Annotated in this window: 15 protein-coding genes; 5 read left to right on the top strand and 10 right to left on the bottom strand. The window is 67.1% G+C overall.

Annotated elements, in window-relative coordinates; genetic code table 11:
• The 4 genes from LOC60_RS10650 to LOC60_RS10635 form a co-directional block, all read right to left on the bottom strand.
• On the bottom strand, positions 1-304 hold a 304-nt coding region (locus tag LOC60_RS10650), incomplete at its 3' end, for a pore-forming ESAT-6 family protein (RefSeq protein ID WP_227924368.1).
• A gap of 77 nt (positions 305-381) precedes the next feature.
• Entirely contained in the window at positions 382-717 is a 336-nt protein-coding gene (locus LOC60_RS10645) for a hypothetical protein (protein ID WP_230025011.1), read from the bottom strand.
• A gap of 263 nt (positions 718-980) precedes the next feature.
• Positions 981-1286: a pore-forming ESAT-6 family protein gene (locus LOC60_RS10640; protein ID WP_227924368.1), complete on the bottom strand. Its 306-nt coding sequence runs from the start codon at positions 1284-1286 to the stop codon at positions 981-983.
• A 77-nt stretch (positions 1287-1363) separates the two neighbouring features.
• Complete coding sequence (locus tag LOC60_RS10635; protein ID WP_230025011.1) at positions 1364-1699, bottom strand: hypothetical protein; 336 nt, start codon at positions 1697-1699, stop codon at positions 1364-1366.
• A 344-nt stretch (positions 1700-2043) separates the two neighbouring features.
• On the opposite strand from LOC60_RS10635, the gene LOC60_RS10630 reads away from it, so the two are divergent.
• A complete protein-coding gene (locus LOC60_RS10630) occupies positions 2044-4392 on the top strand; it encodes an FdhF/YdeP family oxidoreductase (RefSeq protein ID WP_230025009.1) in 2349 nt (782 codons plus the stop codon).
• Between the two features lie 76 nt (positions 4393-4468).
• On the opposite strand, the gene LOC60_RS10625 is transcribed toward LOC60_RS10630, so the two are convergent.
• Positions 4469-4786, bottom strand: coding sequence for a DUF6457 domain-containing protein (locus LOC60_RS10625; protein ID WP_230025007.1), 318 nt, complete (start codon positions 4784-4786; stop codon positions 4469-4471).
• A gap of 145 nt (positions 4787-4931) precedes the next feature.
• Between LOC60_RS10625 and LOC60_RS10620 the strand changes: the two genes are divergently transcribed.
• From LOC60_RS10620 to eccCa, 4 genes are read left to right on the top strand one after another with little or no spacing between them, the layout of a single operon-like run.
• Entirely contained in the window at positions 4932-5312 is a 381-nt protein-coding gene (locus LOC60_RS10620) for a hypothetical protein (RefSeq protein WP_230025005.1), read from the top strand.
• A 5-nt stretch (positions 5313-5317) separates the two neighbouring features.
• Positions 5318-6643 carry a type VII secretion integral membrane protein EccD gene (gene eccD / locus LOC60_RS10615; protein WP_230025003.1) on the top strand — a complete coding sequence of 442 codons (1326 nt, stop codon included), beginning with the start codon at positions 5318-5320 and terminating at the stop codon, positions 6641-6643.
• Positions 6644-6657: 14 nt separating this feature from the next.
• A complete protein-coding gene (locus LOC60_RS10610) occupies positions 6658-7650 on the top strand; it encodes a hypothetical protein (protein ID WP_230025001.1) in 993 nt (330 codons plus the stop codon).
• Positions 7647-11654, top strand: coding sequence for a type VII secretion protein EccCa (gene eccCa / locus LOC60_RS10605; RefSeq protein ID WP_230024999.1), 4008 nt, complete (start codon positions 7647-7649; stop codon positions 11652-11654). Before LOC60_RS10610 ends, eccCa begins: the two co-directional genes overlap by 4 nt.
• Positions 11655-11707: 53 nt before the next feature.
• Here the strand turns inward: eccCa and LOC60_RS10600 are convergent, their stop codons facing one another.
• From LOC60_RS10600 to LOC60_RS10580, 5 genes are all read right to left on the bottom strand, one after another.
• On the bottom strand, positions 11708-12826 hold the full coding sequence (locus LOC60_RS10600) for an RDD family protein (RefSeq protein WP_230024997.1): 1119 nt from the start codon (positions 12824-12826) through the stop codon (positions 11708-11710).
• A complete protein-coding gene (locus LOC60_RS10595; RefSeq protein WP_230024995.1) occupies positions 12827-13624 on the bottom strand; it encodes a hypothetical protein in 798 nt (265 codons plus the stop codon). It lies immediately after the preceding gene.
• Between the two features lie 90 nt (positions 13625-13714).
• Positions 13715-15316, bottom strand: a complete 1602-nt coding sequence (locus LOC60_RS10590; RefSeq protein ID WP_230024993.1) for a serine/threonine-protein kinase — start codon at positions 15314-15316, stop codon at positions 13715-13717.
• On the bottom strand, positions 15313-16848 hold the full coding sequence (locus LOC60_RS10585) for an FHA domain-containing protein (protein WP_230024991.1): 1536 nt from the start codon (positions 16846-16848) through the stop codon (positions 15313-15315). The genes LOC60_RS10590 and LOC60_RS10585 overlap by 4 nt, the downstream gene beginning before the upstream one ends.
• Complete coding sequence (locus LOC60_RS10580; RefSeq protein WP_230024989.1) at positions 16848-17693, bottom strand: PP2C family protein-serine/threonine phosphatase; 846 nt, start codon at positions 17691-17693, stop codon at positions 16848-16850. The genes LOC60_RS10585 and LOC60_RS10580 overlap by 1 nt, the downstream gene beginning before the upstream one ends.
• Between the last annotated feature and the right edge of the window lie 6 nt (positions 17694-17699).

The raw sequence follows: 17699 nt of genomic DNA, 5'->3' as shown, positions 1-17699 counted from the left end.
AGCCGATGTTCTGTACGGCGGACTTCGCCCGCGCACCCGCACCCGCAGCCGTCTCATCATTCTGCGACAGCGTCTGCTTCACCAACGCAATAATGTTCCGCGTCTCATTGGCAGCATTCCGGAAACGGTTCTCCACCGCCTGGTAATCCTCCGACACACCATCAGCCTGGAAATCCGACATAGCCGCATTCACGGCCTTCTCACGCTCACCGATCAACGACTCCAGCCGGGCAACAATCGACTGGATATCCCCCTGCACCGCAGAGGAAGTATCAGTGTCATAGCTCAAACGATCCTGGGACATGGCAAATCCTTTCAACACCGGCACCCACGCGCCGGAAAGCAACGAACTAAGGAAGAACTGGAAAAGGGAAGGAAGAACTAGCGCGAGGAACCAAAACGCGCAGAGTCGAACGACGCCGACCCCTGCTGCTGGGCCGCATTGTCCGCAGCCTCCTGGTCGCCGGCCTGGAAGTGCCGGTCCATCTCCGACTGACCCGTCAGGATCGCCGACAGCGAGCTGTTCAGCTCATTGGCAACCTCATCCGTGCGTGCCTTGAACTCGTCGAACTTCACCCGGCCGGCACCGTTGAACTTGCCCTCCAGCGGCGCCGCAGCCTCCATCAGGCTCCGCACCAGCTGACCCAGATCCTCATTCGAGGAACTCGTCTGCTGCGTCAACGTCCCAAGGGTCGAAGAACCCATATCAAACTTCATGGCAAACCACCTTTTCGGCGCCCCTCGGCGCCCTCGTCCGAACTGTTCCCCCGAGCAGCCGGACGAATTCACCCCAAGATAAATTCCGTTCCATTTGCCGGTAACCCCCATCAAACCCACAGAATCCAAACCGGTCAAGGAAAACACATGGGCAGAACTACCCATCAAGACTCAGGTCCGATAAGGCAGCTATGCACACGTGCACATTAAAACAACAACGGCGCCGGATCCAGCCCGGCGCCGTTGTTTTGTGTACTCAGTAATTAGCCGATGTTCTGTACGGCGGACTTCGCCCGCGCACCCGCACCCGCAGCCGTCTCATCATTCTGCGACAGCGTCTGCTTCACCAACGCAATAATGTTCCGCGTCTCATTGGCAGCATTCCGGAAACGGTTCTCCACCGCCTGGTAATCCTCCGACACACCATCAGCCTGGAAATCCGACATAGCCGCATTCACGGCCTTCTCACGCTCACCGATCAACGACTCCAGCCGGGCAACAATCGACTGGATATCCCCCTGCACCGCAGAGGAAGTATCAGTGTCATAGCTCAAACGATCCTGGGACATGGCAAATCCTTTCAACACCGGCACCCACGCGCCGGAAAGCAACGAACTAAGGAAGAACTGGAAAAGGGAAGGAAGAACTAGCGCGAGGAACCAAAACGCGCAGAGTCGAACGACGCCGACCCCTGCTGCTGGGCCGCATTGTCCGCAGCCTCCTGGTCGCCGGCCTGGAAGTGCCGGTCCATCTCCGACTGACCCGTCAGGATCGCCGACAGCGAGCTGTTCAGCTCATTGGCAACCTCATCCGTGCGTGCCTTGAACTCGTCGAACTTCACCCGGCCGGCACCGTTGAACTTGCCCTCCAGCGGCGCCGCAGCCTCCATCAGGCTCCGCACCAGCTGACCCAGATCCTCATTCGAGGAACTCGTCTGCTGCGTCAACGTCCCAAGGGTCGAAGAACCCATATCAAACTTCATGGCAAACCACCTTTTCGGCGCCCCTCGGCGCCCTCGTCCGAACTGTTCCCCCGAGCAGCCGGACGAATTCACCCCAAGATAAATTCCGTTCCATTTGCCGGTAACCCCCATCAAACCCACAGAATCCAAACCGGTCAAGGAAAACACATGGGCAGAACTACCCATGGGCAGCGCGGCTGGATGATGCTCCGGCTGTTGCCACTCAGGTACCCGCTGGCGCAAGGGACCGGCGCGGTCCTTGCGGCGGTGCGCCCTGACTGTTAGGCCTGTTGGTAGATAAACTGCGAGGGAAGCAGTTGCCGTCCGCGGCAGACTTGCAGCTAAGCGATGAAGGGAAGTGCGGCGTGGCCAGGAAAGAACCCCGCGTAAAAGAAGTGAACGAGAGCGACATAGAGGTTAAGGGGCATCCGAAGGAATGGGCAGCCGGCATCCCTGCCGTCTACCACTCCATGAAACCGGCCATTGAGAACATGGGGCTCTCCCGTGCCCTGGGGGCTACTTTCAAGATGAACCAGAAGCACGGGTTCGACTGCCCCAGCTGTGCCTGGCCCGATCCCAAGGACCGCAGTCCCTTTGAATACTGCGAGGAAGGCGTCAAGGCCGTCACGTGGGAAGCCACGCCGGTTGTCATTTCCTCGGAGTTCTGGGCCGAACACAGCCTCACCGAGCTGCGCGAACGCAGCGAATACTGGATGGGCATGCAGGGCCGGCTCACCGAGCCCCTGTACAAGCCTGAGGGCGAGGACCACTACCGTCCCGTCAGCTGGGATGAGGCGCTCGGCATTGTGGCCGACCGGCTCAAGGCTCTGGACTCCCCCGACGAGGCCGCGTTCTACACCAGCGGGCGTACCTCCAACGAGGCCGCTTTCCTCTACCAGTTGTTCATCCGTGCCTACGGTACGAACAACCTGCCGGACTGCTCCAACATGTGCCACGAGTCCTCGGGCTGGGGCATGGGCCAGACCATCGGCATCGGTAAGGCCACGGTGGCCTATGACGACTTCGAACAAGCCGACCTGATCATCCTGATGGGCCAGAACCCGGGCACCAACCATCCGCGTATGCTGACGGCACTGGAGCACTGCAAGCGCAACGGCGGCAACATCGTCGCCGTCAACCCGCTCCCCGAAGCAGGACTGAAGCGCTACAAGAACCCGCAGAAACCCCGCGGCATCGCCGGCAAGGGCACGGAACTGGCCGACCAGTTCCTGCAGATCCGGCTCGGCGGCGACATGGCCCTGCTCCAGGCCATCTCCAAGCGGGTCTTCGAGGCCGAGGAAAAGAATCCGGGAACCGTCCTGGACCACGACTTCCTCGAAAAGCACTGCGAGGGCCTCGCGGACCTCAAGGAGCACATCATGCTCCTTGACGACGACGAAGTCCTTGAAGCCACCGGGCTGCGCGTCGAGGAAATCGACGAGCTGGCCGACCGCTACCTGCGCGCGGAAAAGGTGATCATCACTTGGGCCATGGGCATCACCCAGCAGAAAAAGGGTGTCGCCACCATCAAGGAGATCATCAACCTGCTGCTGCTGCGCGGGAACATCGGCAAGCCCGGCGCCGGCGCCGCACCGATCCGCGGGCACAGCAACGTCCAGGGCGACCGCACCATGGGTATCTGGGAGCAGATGCCGCCGGCGTTCCTCGATTCGCTGGGCAAGGAGTTCAACTTCGACCCGCCCCGCGAACACGGGGCCGACGCCGTCGAAACGTTCTACCGGATGCATGACGGACGCATCAAGTTCTTCATGGCGCTGGGCGGCAACCTGATCTCCGCCATCTCGGACACCCAGTTCGCCGAGGCTGCCATGGAGAAGACGGACATGACGGTGCAGATATCCATCAAGCTGAACCGTTCGCACCTCGTCACCGGCAAGGAAGCACTCATCCTTCCGGTCCTGGGACGCACGGAATTCGACGACCAGGAGTCCGGCCGCCAATTCGTCTCCGTGGAGGACACCGTCTGCGTGGTCCATGCCTCGCACGGCGGCGTGGAACCTGTGTCGAAGAACCTGCTCTCCGAACCCGCCGTCATCGCGCGGCTCGGTGCCCTGGTGATCGGCGACCGGATCGACGCAGACTGGGCCGGCTATGAGAAGGATTATGACCTCATCCGGGACCACATTTCGCGGGTGGTTGTGGGCTGCGAGAACTACAACGAACGGATCCGCCATGACGGCGGTTTCGTGCTGCCCAACGGTCCCCGCGATTCGCGGACCTTCAACACGCCCACCGGCAAGGCCATCCTGACGGTCAACGACCTGGAAGCTGTTGAGCGTCCCGAAGGCACGCTGCTGCTGCAGAGCCTGCGCTCCCACGATCAGTGGAACACCACCATTTACGGGCACAATGACCGGTACCGCGGTATCAAGGGCGGCCGCCACATCCTGTTTATGAACTCCGGGGATATTGAGGAACTCGGTCTGGCGGACGGCCAGCAGATCGATATCCACGGTGTCTACAAGGACGGCGTCGAGCGGGTGGTGCGTAACTTCCGGGTGGTTTCCTATCCCACCCCCAAGGGCTGCGTTGCCGCCTACTACCCCGAGGCCAACGTGCTGGTACCGATGGACCACGTAGCCGAGGGCAGCAACACCCCGGTCTCCAAGGCCGTGGTGGTCCGGGTGGAGCCGGCCGCGCAGCCGGCCAGCGGGCCCGAGGACAAGATGCGCCGCACCCCCGCCTCCGCCTAGGCGCCGGAGGCTGGACGCACGAAAGGCCAGGACTTAGGTCCTGGCCTTTCGTGCGTCCGGCTGCTGCCCGTACGGCTTACTGGGCAGAGCCCTTCCAGCCCGGGGTGTCCGGCCCTTCCAGGCCGGTCTCGGCCAGCTGGAAGGCAGTATCCGCGGCCTTCTGGACGGCCTCGTCCGCACCCTTCCGCCCGCTGGTGGTGGTGAGTCCGGCTGCGTAGCCGACCACGAACGCGCTGATCACGCCGGCGTTGCCCGAAACGCTCTGTGCCGACTTCTCGCCCAGCTCAACGAGCATCTTGTGGTCCACTTCCAGGTCCAGGATCTGCAGGGCCTGGGTCAGGCGCCTGCTCCAATCGCTCAGCAGGCGTTCTTCCATATCCGGGTTGGTGCTCATTGCGGCTCCTTCATATTGGCGCAGATGCGGTTGTTAATTACTCAAGCTTTAGCATCCGCAGCCCGGCATCCACAACGTACGCCACAGCTTCGGCGGTGCGGCTCCGGCGCGTGTGACGCAGAGCTCAGCAGGATCGTGTAAGGATATGTCGGTACTTGTCCAAGTGGTGGGGGGACTTATTTTGGCGAGCGACTATGACAATCAGCTGATCGAATCCGTGACCGTGCGCCGGAACCGACTGCTCGGCGCACTGCTGTACGGGGAAAACCCGAACGAACGGCGCTGGATGGACAGCGTGCGCCTGTTCCTGTTCAGCGTGGCGGCCGCAGCGGTTATCGCGGCTGTATGCGTCGGCTATTCCTTTGTGAGCAACCTGCTGGAAGAGAACCGGCAGAAGCAGGAAGAGCAGCGCCGGCAGCAGAACTCGGCCGCCTACCGCCCTGCCGATCACCGCGATCCGGATTACGACGCCGGCACCGCCGCCGGCCGGTACAACGTTCCCTTTTCAATGCAGACAGGATCCTAGCCGCCATGGCCCATGCCTTCACCCGAGTAACGCTGATTGGCTCCCGGCGACACCTGGACCTCCTGCTGCCCTCTGACCAGCCCGTCGGGGCACTGATGCCCCAGGTGCTGGAGATGCTGAACGACCCGCCGTCGGACGACGTAGCCGCCAAGGTGCTGGTGGGACCCGACGGCACGGAGCTGGAGGCCGAGAGCACGCTGAGCAGTGCGGACATAGCCGACGGGTCCTCGCTGCTGCTCTGCAACGCCTCCGAGGCGCCGCCGGCCGCCGTCGTCTATGACGTCACGGACCTGGTGGTCGGTGAGACCGAGGCCGTCTCGGGCCGCTGGACGGACAGGTTCCGGGATCTGACCGCGGGATTCTCCGCCGCCGTCGGGCTGTGGGCCGGTGCAGAGATCCTGCTGGGCTCGACGGCCCCGGACGACGCCTGGTGGCTGCTGCTCTCCGCTTCCCTCATCCTCCTTACTGCCGGAACGGCCCTGGCCCGGCCGCCGCGCACCTCCGCCATCGGACCGGCGCTGCAGGGTACCGGCTGGCTGCTGGGCCTGGGCGCACTGCTGCGCAGCGACCTGGCCCCGGAAGCGACCCTGCTGTTGCTGGCGTGCCTGTCCGTGCTGACCCTGGTGGGCATGGGACTGAGCGCCGCCAACCCGCGGGCACTCTTCACCGGTGCAGGCACTCTGGCCCTGGCCACTGCCATCTGGGCGGCGGCCGGAATGATTTCCGAGGATCCCGCCCGGACGGCGGCACTGGCCGCCGTGTCGAGCGTGCTGCTGCTGGGGCTGCTCCCGAAGCTGGCCCTGTCCGCGTCCGGCCTGGCGGCCCTGGACGACCAGCGCGCCACGGGCGGAACCATCAGCAGAACGGATGCGCTTGAGGCCGTGGCCGGCGCCCATCGGGGCCTCACCCTGGGTGCGATCCTCACGGCCGTGTCCATTGCGCTGGGCCTTTGGCAGCTCGGCGCCGACACGGCCCAGCAGAAATGGACGCTGCCGCTGCTGTTCGCCCTGACCCTGGCGGTCTTCCTGCGCGCGCGGTCCTTCCCCTTGGCCGCCGAACGGCTTTCGCTTTACGCTGCGTCCGGCGTGGGGCTGACCGCCCTCACCGGGGCGTCCCTGCACTTTTTCTCCGCCGTGCCCTGGGCGGTGGGCCTGGCGGTGCTGGTCCTGGCTGCCTCCATCGCCGTCAGCCTGACCCTGCGTCTGCCGGACCATGCCGAAGCCCGCCTGCGGCTGCTGTCCAAGCGCCTGGAAACCTTCGCCATCCTGGCGTCCATACCCCTGGTTATCGGATTGTTCGGTATCTACGCCCAGCTGCTGGGCAGCTTCTGATGAGGACTACACCCATGAGCTCACCCGTGAATGCCGAACCGCTGCCCTACGGTGCCCCCGGTACCGCCACCGCAGACGGCTTTGAATCGACCCCCCAACGCCTCCGCCGGACCCTGCGGACCCGGCCCGCTGAAGGCGTGCTCCGCCGGACAGTCAGTTCGGCGGGAAACCTCTTCCGCGGCGATGACTATCCGCTACGGCTGGCGGAGGCCGCCGCCGGCGCGCAGGCACCGGTCGCCACCGGCCGGCGCATCGCCGTCGTCGGCTCCCGCGGCGGCGCCGGGAAAACCACGCTGGCGGCCCTGCTCGGACTGGTCTACTCCTCCATGCGCACCGATGCCGTCACGGTCCTGGACAACGCCCCCTCCGGCGGCACGCTGGCCCTGCGCACCGGGGTCCCGGACGCTTCCTCCCTGGATGCCGCCGCCGCCGAGATGGCCCGCCGCCCGCCGATGTCGCTGGCGGACCTCTCCGCGTTGCTGGCACCCGCCGGCCGGGGGAACCTGCTGGTCACCGGACGCCGCAGCGCCGGTGACCGGCCGGCTGCGGGGCGCCGCAGCGCCGAAGGTGCCGCAACTGCCGCCGCCAGTGCGCTGTCCCTCGCCATCTCCCGGTATTGCCCCATCACCGTGCTGGACTGCGGCACCGGACTGGACCACACCGGCACGCGCTGGGCGCTGTCCCAGTCCCACCTGGCCGTCTTCGCCACCCCCGCCTCCGTGGCAGGCCTTGAAGACGCCGGTCTTTACGCGGCGGCCTGGCGCCGGGATCCGGGCCTGGCATCCGTGCCGCTGCTGGTGGTGGTGGTCCAGACACTGCCGGACGGACCGTTCCGGGCCGACGCCGAGGCCCGCCGGCTGACGCGCATGGGCATCGACGCCGTCGGACTGGGTTATGACCGGCACCTCGCGGCCGGAGTGGAAATCAGCCTGGGCCTGCTGGCCCGCCGAACCCGGCTTGAGGCAGCTGCCCTCGCAGCCGGCGTCCTGGCAAGGGCATCGGCATGAGCGTCCGGATCCTCCACCGGCCTGCCCGTACCACTGCGCCGGCACGCGGCTTGGAACCGTTCACCATGGATGCTCCGCCGCAGATGGAACAGGGCAAGGGCGGCATGAACATGATGTCGCTGGTTCCCCTGCTCGGCGCCGGCATCTCCATGACGGTCATGATGCTCTTCCGCGGCTCGCCGCTGGCCGCCGTCGGCGCGCTGGCCATGGTGGTGACCATCCTGGCCTCCGTCGTGATGATGCTCAGCCAGCGCGGCAAGCAGGGCCGCCAGCGCAAGGACCAGCGGGAAAACTACCTCGAATACCTCGAGCGCTGCCGCACCACGCTCCGCGCCGAGGAGCACGCTGCGGTACGGGTGGCCCGGGTTGCCAGCCCGCCGCCGGACGCGCTGTTCGACATCATCCGCAACACGCGCCGCATCTGGGAGCGCCGCCGCCACAACGAGGACTTCCTGGACGTACGCATCGGCACCGGCCCCCGGCAGAACCGTGAAGTGCAGATCATGAACTCCGGCTCCGCGGTGATGCAGAGTGACACCTTCATGACAACGGAACTGGAGATCCTCAAGAGGCGTTACGAATCCAGCCCCGAGCTGCCGCTGACCGTACCGCTGGACTGCGCGGGAAACGTCAGCATTGTCGGCTCAAGGGAGTTCGTGCTGCGGGTCAGCCGCCTGCTGCTGGTCCAGGGTGCCGCCTTCCATTCCCCGGAGGACCTTCACCTGGCACTGGCAGTGCCCGAGGCGGAACGGGAAAACTGGGAGTGGGCCACCTGGCTGCCGCACCTGGCAGATCAGAAAAGCACCCACCGCACCGGCCCCGTGCGGCGGCTTGCCCCGTCCATGGGCGCACTGTCGGATCTCCTGGCCGATGACCTTCACGGCCGCTCCAGTCTGGCCGCGGAGTCGAGGAAGAACTTCCTGCGCGGAGGCGTGGGAACAGCCCTGCCCCGCCTGCTCGTGGTGGCCGATTCCTACGGCGAGCTGCCGGTGGAGCTGCCGGTCCCGGATAAGCAGTCCGCCCCCGGCGCCCTGGGGATCACCACGCTGTTCCTGGTACAGGAACGCCGGCAGGAGCCCGGCGAAGTAGCCATCCGCATCAGCGAGGACGGCGAGGGCTTCCGGGTGGAAAACTACCGGACCGATCCCGTGGAGCCCGTGGTGGAGGCCGGCATGCTGGACCGGCTGCCCGTCCCGCTCGCCCAGTCCCTGGCCCGCACCCTGGCCCCGCTGCGGCTCTCCCCGGATTCGCTGGAACACGATTCCTCCGAAAACTCCGAAGGGTTCCTGGAGATGCTGGGCCTGTCCCGCCGGCTGGATGAAGCCGACATCCGCCGGCTGTGGAAGCCGCGCGGGGAGGTTGACTTCCTGCGGGTTCCGCTGGGTCCCGACGACCGCGGCCGGCCGGCCCTGCTGGACCTGAAGGAATCCGCCCAGTTCGGGCACGGCCCGCATGGGTTGTGCGTGGGCGCCACCGGTTCGGGCAAGTCCGAAATGCTGCGCAGCCTCGTCGTCGGCCTGCTGGCCACGCACTCCCCCGAAGTCCTGGCCATGGTGCTGGTGGATTACAAGGGCGGCGCCACCTTTGCCCCCTTCGCCAACGCGCCCCAGGTCACCGGCGTCATCACGAACCTCTCCGACGACGTCAGCCTGATCGAACGCGTCTATGCCAGCCTCTCCGGAGAAATCCAACGCCGGCAGGAAGTACTCAAGGAGGCCGGCAACCTCGCCAACATCACCGACTACCAGCTGCACCGGCAGGAACTGCTGGCCCAGGGCAAAGACCTGGCGCCGCTGCCGCATCTGGTCGTGATCATCGACGAATTCGGCGAACTGCTGACCGCACGCCCGGACTTCATCGAGCTCTTCCTCTCCATCGGCCGCATCGGCCGGTCCATTGGCGTGCACCTGCTGCTCTCCAGCCAGCGCATTGAGGGCGGCAAGCTTCGCGGCCTGGACACCTATCTGTCCTACCGGATCGGACTGCGGACGCTCTCCGAAGCCGAGTCCCGCACCGTGCTGGACACCCCCGATGCCTTCCACCTTCCGCCGGTCCCCGGATTCGGCTACCTGAAGGTGGACACCACCACGTACACCCGGTTCAAGTCCGGGTATGTTTCCGGCCCCCTTGAGCTCGAAGAAGAGGACGAGCCGCAGACCGACGACGACGGCCGCCCGGCAGTCCTGCCGGTGCCGCGGTATGCCGCCACCCTTGAAGACGCCGCCCAACCGGACCCGGCCAAACCGGCGTCCACCTCCGGCTCGAAGCGGACCACCGGTCCCACGGTGCTCTCCACCCTGATGGACACGCTGGCGAAGTTCCCCCGCGCCGTCGAACCCATCTGGCTGCCGCCGCTGCCCGGAGGCATTGCCCTGGACACCGCCGCGGGCGGCCTGGACGCCACCAGCCACGGCATCCGCCTGGCCACGGGCGGCGGCCTGAAGATCCCCGTAGGGCTGCTGGACGATCCGGCGAAGCAGTGGCAGGGTATCTGGGAACTCGATCTGGCTGCCAACGGCGGCAATGCCGCAATTGTCGGCGGGCCGCAGACCGGCAAGAGCACCGCGCTGCGCACGCTCGTCGCCAGCCTGTCCCTGACCCACACCCCGGCCGAGGTGGGCGTCTACGCCATCGACCTCCTCGGCAGCGGCCTGGTTCCGCTCGAGGGGCTCCCCCACGTGGGCGGTGTGGCGGTCCGCACCAACCGTGAGGTGGTCCGGCGGACCGTGGACGAAATCCTCGCCATGCTGTCCCAGCGCGAACGGATCTTCGAGAAGTACCAGATTGATTCGCTGCCCACCCTGCGCCGGCTGTGCGCGCAGGGCGGCATCCCGGAACTGCCCAGCGCGGATATCGTGATGGTGCTGGACGGCTACGGGCAGCTCTCGGACGAGTTCGAAGAGATTGAAAAGTCCGTGCATGCCCTGATCAGCCGGGGCGGCGGCTACGGCATCCATGTGGTGGTGACCTGCTCCCGGATGAACGAAATCCGCATTGCCCAGCAAAGCTTCTTCGGTAACCGGATCGAACTGCGGCTGTCCGATCCCGGCGAGTCCGCGCACGGACGGAAACTGGCCGAGGCCGTCAGCACCGGAACACCCGGCCGGGCGCTGACGGACCGGAAGCTGCAGGGGCATTTCGCCCTCCCGCGCATCGATTCCGAGGCAGACCCGGATACCGCCAACACCGGGATGCGGGACCTGGTGGACGCGGTCTCCGCCTCCACCGACGAACGTGCCATGCAGGTTCGCGTGCTGCCGGCGGTGGTGGACGCTGCAACGGCGCCGACGCCGGCGGCTCCGGCCACGGTGCCCCTGGGCCAGCGCGAAACGGACCTGGGCACCGAACTGCTGGACCTGCACAACAAGGAACGGCACCTGGTGATCATGGGCGACGACGGCGCAGGCAAGACCAATGCCATGCGCTCGGTGATCCGCCGTCTGGCCGAACAACACCGGGCCGAGGACATTGTGTTCGCGGTTTTCGATCCGCGCCGCACCCTCGCGGAGGAAGTGCCGGACGATTACCTGGGCGGGTACGCCACCAGTGCCGCCCTGGCCGAACAGCTGGCATCCGCCGTCGCAGGCGAGCTGCAGAAGCGGATCAGCGCCACCCCCGAAGAGGTCGCCGCACTGCCCCGGGTGGTCCTGGTGATCGATGACTACGACGTGTTGACGGCCGGAGGTTCCTCGCCCCTGAGCAGGCTGACGCCGTTCCTGCCGCTGGCCCCGGAGATCGGGCTGCACGCGGTGCTTTCCCGCCGGGTACGCGGCGCGAGCCGGGGCATGTACGAGTCCTTCTTCACGGCGCTGCGCGATTCCGGTGCCGCGGCTCTGATTCTCTCCGGCGACCGGGGTGAAGGCACGCTCATCAACGGTGTGCGGGCCAGGGCGTTGCCCCCGGGACGGGCGCAGCTGGTCCAGCCGGGACGGCCCGTGCAGACCCTGCAGCTGTTCTGGAACGAGACGGCCAGCGACGTGCTGGTGGGAGGAGCGCCGCTGTAAGTCCGTGCGTCCGGCCTAAGGGCCGGACGCACGGCTGCGGTTCCGGTTGGCGGCTAGGCCGAGGCCACAGTGAAGCTGCGGTCGCCGAAAAAGACCGTGCTTCCTATGGGCGCGAGGACCGGGCGCAACGGCTCAAGTTCCTCGCGCAGCCCCTGGGCGGTAACGACGGCGCTGCCGTTGGTTGAATTGCGGTCCGTCACCCAGACGCCCTTCGGGTCTGCCTGCAGATGCAGATGGGTCTTGGAGACCGTGCGGCCCATGTCCGCGAAATCGAGCAGCTGGCCGGCGGTTTCCTGGGGCTTCGGGGTGGGATTGCGTCCCAGCAGTGCCGTGCCGGTCACAACGACGGCCGCGCCGTCGTCGAACTGCAGCCGCAGTCCCGCTGCGCGCCGCCGGGACGCCACGCGGGTCATTTCCAGCTCGTCGTCGGCATGCTGTGGAACCACAGCGGCCGGGGCAGCGGGCAGGGGTGCGGCTACCATCACGGGCGCCGCGGCGGCCGGGGACGGAGCAGCGGGGGCGGGAGCAGCCGGGGCCGGAGCAGCGGGGGCGGCCGGCACGGTCTGGAACGGCTGGGAAACAACCTGCGGGGCGACGGAAGGGGGGAAGCCCGGCACCGCAGTAACCTGGCCCGCACCGGGGACGGCAGACGCCGTCGCAGGCTGGGCGGCAGAAGCAGCCCCGGAGGCATCGAGCCCGGCCCGGATCCCGCCGGTCAGGATGGGATCCCGGCCTGCGCGTACGTCCACCACCAGGGTGCGGGCAACCTTGTCATGCCAGCCCTGCCGCTGGTGGTTCTTGTCCCACAGGTTGGAAACCAGCAGGATCACGGGCCCTACCACCACGACGCCGGACAGACCCAGGATGACGTTGCGCAGCAGCACAGCGACCAGTCCCGGGGCGGTGCCGTCGTCGCCTGTGGTCCGGATGCCCAGGGCCAGGTTGCCCGGTGTCTTGCCGGATCCCGCTTCCCAGATCCAGAGCCAGAGCGCATATCCGCCGGCCAGGACCACTCCCGTAACCAGGCCCAGGACCCGGGCATCTTCCCCGCCGGCCAGCGAAAACAGCAGTGTTGAGGCAAGCAGCAGGGCACCGGACGGCAGCGCGTCCAATGCCTTGGCGGCCAGGCGCTGGGGAGCCGTGGCGTTGACGAGGTTCGGGCTGGGCGCCATCTAGGTGTTCCTTGTCGTTCCGGTGGTCATGGTACGGGTCCCGGGCGGTGCCGCTCCGGCGGGCTGACGGTGCTCGGTTTCGCCGGCCGGTGCGGTGCCCGCCGGAGGATCCGCGGGGCGGTCCAGCAACGCCAGGTCAGCCGAGGTAACGAGCTGTGACGTCACGGCGTGCTCCACCAGCCGTGCCCGGCGGTTCGACGCCGGTTTACCCTCGGCTCCGCGCAGTCCAGCCACGCCCACCCGGTCCAGCTTTTCGCACACGTTATCCAGCTTCCGGTTGAACCGGGTCTGGGACCAGCCCAGCCGCTGTGCCGCCTCCGCGGAGGTAGGCAGAGCACTGTAGCCGGTGCCGTCGCGGCGCAGCAGCGGCTCGGCGAGCGCCACCATCACCGCCTTCTGGGACTCGGTGAACAGCACGGGACCGATGGTGGTTTCCCCGCCTTCAGCGGCGTTGAGGGGATCCTGCCGAAAGGTAGGGGTTGTCAGGTGGACGTCGAACTCGTAGGTAGTGGAACCGGCGCTGAAGATCACCCGGGTCTGTTCAAACACAACCGGCAGCCGGGCTCCGGGCGCCAGCCAGGCCTGCATGCCGCCGCCCGAGTCGGCAATGGTGGCGGAGATCCGGCTGCCGATATTGGTCAGCCACCAGATCCCGCTGTCCTTCGCGATGCTGAGGAACTTGCGGTGCAGGTAGGGATTGTCATCGATAGCGAGGTCACCCTCCCTGCCGATGCTGAAAACGGCAGGCTCCTGCGGCTCATACCATTCGCCGCAGTACTCTATGGCAAGCTCCCCCACGCGTCTCCCCCTAGTCCGGTTGCCCGGCTTTCCGTACGGCTCCCCCATGGCGCCGTTCCGCCCCTATTGTCCATGTGTACCCGCCGGTTCTCACTGCGGCGCGCAGAACGCAACCGGTGCGGATGCTTTTCCGTTCACCCGCGCCACCTGCACTTCAATACAGGCCTCACTGCCCGACGCCGGGACCTGGGCCTTGGCCTCGGCCGAACGGACCAGTTCACCCTTGGCAGTGGCACTGACCGTCCGCCACAAATAGATGTCCCCGTCCGCCGGCTCCGGGTTGTCCCAGGTGAACACCACTGAGCCTTCCGAAGCAGTGGCTGCCAGCGATTCGGGTGGAAGCACTACCCCTTCAGATCCTGCCAGGGCGTCCTGCGCGGACCGTGACGGCGTGGGCAGGACGCTCTTCGGCTCCGCCTCCGGCAGCAGCAGTGCGGCGGCGACAATACCCACGGCTGCCGCTGCCGCTGCAACCGCGCCGATGCGCAGGGCCGTCCTTCCCCGGCGGCGAGGCGGTTCCGGCCAGCTGAAGGCTTCCGGACCCGCGGCTGTTCCCGCGCCCGGCTCCGCCGCGGCAAGGCCCGACCGCATTACCGTTCCCTCGTGGGTCTCGCCACCGGCAGCGGCCTTGCCTGCGGCGGTATCCGGCGGAACCCCGGGGGCAGCCGCGCGTGCAGAAGCGGAACGGCCGGGGTCAGACGGCGTCGGGCGCTGCAGGGGTGCCCGACGCGGCGGTGCAGCTGCAGTGTGGGGATCAATGGAGACCACGCGCCGGATGCGGGTGCGGTCCTCGTCCTCGCCGCGGTCCTCGGTGGAGTCCGCTTCCTGCAGCACTTCAAAGGGTGTATTGGCCAGGTTCAGCTCGCCCTGGATCCGCTGGAGCGCCAGCCCGAAGGCGTAGGCCGACGAGAAGCGCGACTCGGGGGCCTTGGCCATCGCGGTGGCCAGGACCAGTTCCAGGGATTCCGGCACGTCGGCGCGGCCGGTGGGCCGCAGCGGCTGGCTGACGATCCGGTCGATTAGTTCGCGCTGGGTGTTGCCCTGCCCGGGCAGGACAAACGGCGAGCGCGCGGCCAACAGGGTGTACAGGGTGGCGCCGAGGGCCCACACATCAATCCGGATTCCATCCGCCCGTCCGCCGGTCAGCGCCTCGGGCGGGGACCAGGGAATGGACAGCCCCAGATCCTCGTCCTCGGCGGCGTCGGTGGTACCGGAGATGCCGAAGTCCGTCAGTGCGGGACGGTTGTAGTCGGTGGTGAGGATGTTGGCCGGTTTAATATCCCGGTGGGCGATGCCGGCACGGTGGGCGGTTTCCACGGCGGAGGCCACCTGGATGCCGACGGTGAGTACCTCAGCCAGCGGCAGGCCGCCCTGGCGGTACCGGATGTCCAGGCTGGGACGGGAGCAGTACTCCATTGCCAGGTAGGAGTGCCCGTCGTCGGTGATGTCCGCTTCGTAGATAGTGACGATGTACGGGTGTGAGGACAGCTGCGCCATCAGGTTCGCTTCGGCCTCGAAGCTGCGCCTGGCGCTGTCCGTCCGCAGGTCCGAGAGCAGCACCTTGACGGCTACCCGGCGGCGGGGGTGGTCCTGTTCGTAGAGATAGACATCGGCAAAGCCGCCCGAACCCAGGTGCCGGAGATAGCGGTAGCCGGCTATCTCCGGCGGCGGCGCCGGAGCACGCTTCGTCATGCCAGTCCCTCGAACCGGATCCACACATCATCGCCGAGTTCGGCGGTATCGCCGTCGAGCACGATTACCCCTTCGCCCTGGCCAAGCCGGTGCGGCAGCTGCCCGTTGCGGACCAGCACCGTGCCGTTCGTGGAGAACAGGTCGCGGAGCATCACATGCCAGCCCTCGAGCCGGATCTCGGCATGGGAGCGGGAGATATCTCCCCCGCTGCTGGGTACCTGCACCATCCGCGGCATGTCCGAGCCCTGCGTCCTGGCCACCGACGGCTGGCGGCCGACGACGATGTTCCGATCCAGGGTCTCCACCTGCCCGGTGGAAAAGACCACCCGGCCCAGGGGCGGCCGGTGGACCGGCTGCGGCTCTTCGCCCAGGGGCCCTCCGCATTGTGCGCACACCGAGCGCGTCGGCGGGTTGGCATGGCCTCCGGCGCAGATGCGTGCCAGCACGGTGGGGGCTGTGTTTGAGCGGCTGTCCGCGGCAGGGACAGGTTCGGTCCTGGGCAGGTCGCTGCTCATGATGGTGTCACCGTCGTGGTCCAGGTCCTCCTGAGCCTGGTCGGGGGCAACCGCCGGTGCCGGGGCTGCCGGGGCCGGGGCGGGGGCGGGTGCCGGTACCCGGGCCGGAGCAGGGACAGGCTGCACGCGCGTGGCCTCGACCGGCGCTGCCTCATTGCCGCGCAGCCACGGCACCGAATCGATCAGCGCATTGGGTGCCGCGGCCGCTGGCGGAGCGGGGGGAACGGCGGCTTCAACGGGCTGGAGGGTGGGGACAAGTGACTCTTCCAGCGGGCGCACGGTCTCGCTCAGGTCCGGTTCCTGTGCCTGTGCCTGTGCGGAAACCGGATGCTCGCCGGGTTTCACCGTGTCCTGGGACTCGGTGTCCGGTTCGGCGGGAGCGGCAGGGGTGTCCTCCGGCGCAGCAGGGAGCACCGGAGCAGGCTCGGGCTCGGCCGGACGGGGCTGAGTCGGCAACACCGGAGCAGGCAGGGGCGCGGCCGCAGGCAGGGACTGGGTCGGCAACGCCGCCGGGGCAGGCCGGGACTCCATCTGCCGGGCAGGCGCTGTCCGGCCGCCGTCCTCTACCGGACCGAATTCCAGCTCCGACACCAGTACGACACCGCGTTCGAGCGGCAAACGCAGGCTATCCGTGGAACTTACGGCAGCCGCACCGGAAGCCGTGACGGTCAGGCAGTAGGAACCGCCGGCGGGCAGGACCCGCTCGCTCCAGGTGGTGACGAATTCGCCCGACGCCGCCGGTTCATCCTTCCCTGCCTGCTGCAGTTCCAACGGACCGCGCAGGAGGACATGCATCCGGTCCCCCAGGGAAAGCACCCCGAAGAAGGGCATGTCGGCCAGGCTGCCGGACAGTCCGCCGGACACGGCCGTAAAAACGCGGTCCAGTGCCGGCGCAGTCCCCAGCAGGGACCAGATCTCCCGCACCCGTTCCTCCCCGGTATCCGGAGGCAGCAGGCACAGGACCGAATCATGGACAAGGCAGATCCAGGTGCCCGGGCGGTAGCGCAGTCCGTCCATCAGTCTGACCCGGCTGCGGGACGCGGGGTGGTGGACTGCTCTGCCTGGGCGGTTCCGGGCAGGGTGATGGCCGCGGATTCATGACCGTCCGGTCCGCCCTCGGCATCAATGACCAAAACGGTAATGTTGTCCCGCCCGCCCGAGCGCAGTGCAGCCTGGACCAGTGCGGCACAGGCATCCTGCGGGTTGCTGACCGAAGTGAGGATCTGCAGGATGTGTCCGTCCGCCACCTCGCCGGTAAGCCCGTCGGAGCAGACCATCAACCGGTCGCCGGGTTCCACCGGAATCAGCCAGAAATCCGCCTCGGCGTCGTTACCGGTGCCTAGGGCACGGGTGACGACGTGGCGGCGCGGATGCACCAGGGCCTCATCGGGGGTGATCTGCCCCAGGTCCACCAGTTCCTGGACCTCGCTGTGGTCCACGGTGATCTGTTCCAGCACACCGTGGCTCAACCGGTAGGTGCGTGAATCGCCCACGTTGAACACCAGCCAGTAGGGGTTTCCCCCTTCCCTGACGAGGACGGCGCCGGTCAGGGTGGTGCCCGCCCGTCCACCGGTCGCTTCGCGGATACGGTGGTCCGCTTCCCTCACCAGGGCCTCCAGCTGATCGGCGGAGAACTCAGGCAGGTGCTTTCCGACTATCGGAGAGTCCCCGAGGGTGCGGACGCAGATGCTGCTCGCCACCTCCCCCGCCTCGTGTCCCCCCATGCCGTCGGCTATGGCAAAGATCGGGTCTGCTGCGATCAGCGAGTCCTCATTCAGCTCGCGGCGGAGTCCACGGTCCGAGGCATAGCCGAACACGGCATGCAGATCAGTATCCGGAGATGCAGTTTCGTCGGAGTTCATTCACGC

The organism is Arthrobacter sp. zg-Y769, from assembly GCF_020907405.1.
In the GTDB taxonomy this organism is placed as follows: domain Bacteria; phylum Actinomycetota; class Actinomycetes; order Actinomycetales; family Micrococcaceae; genus Arthrobacter_B.
This window is presented reverse-complemented; position numbering and strand designations above follow the sequence as displayed.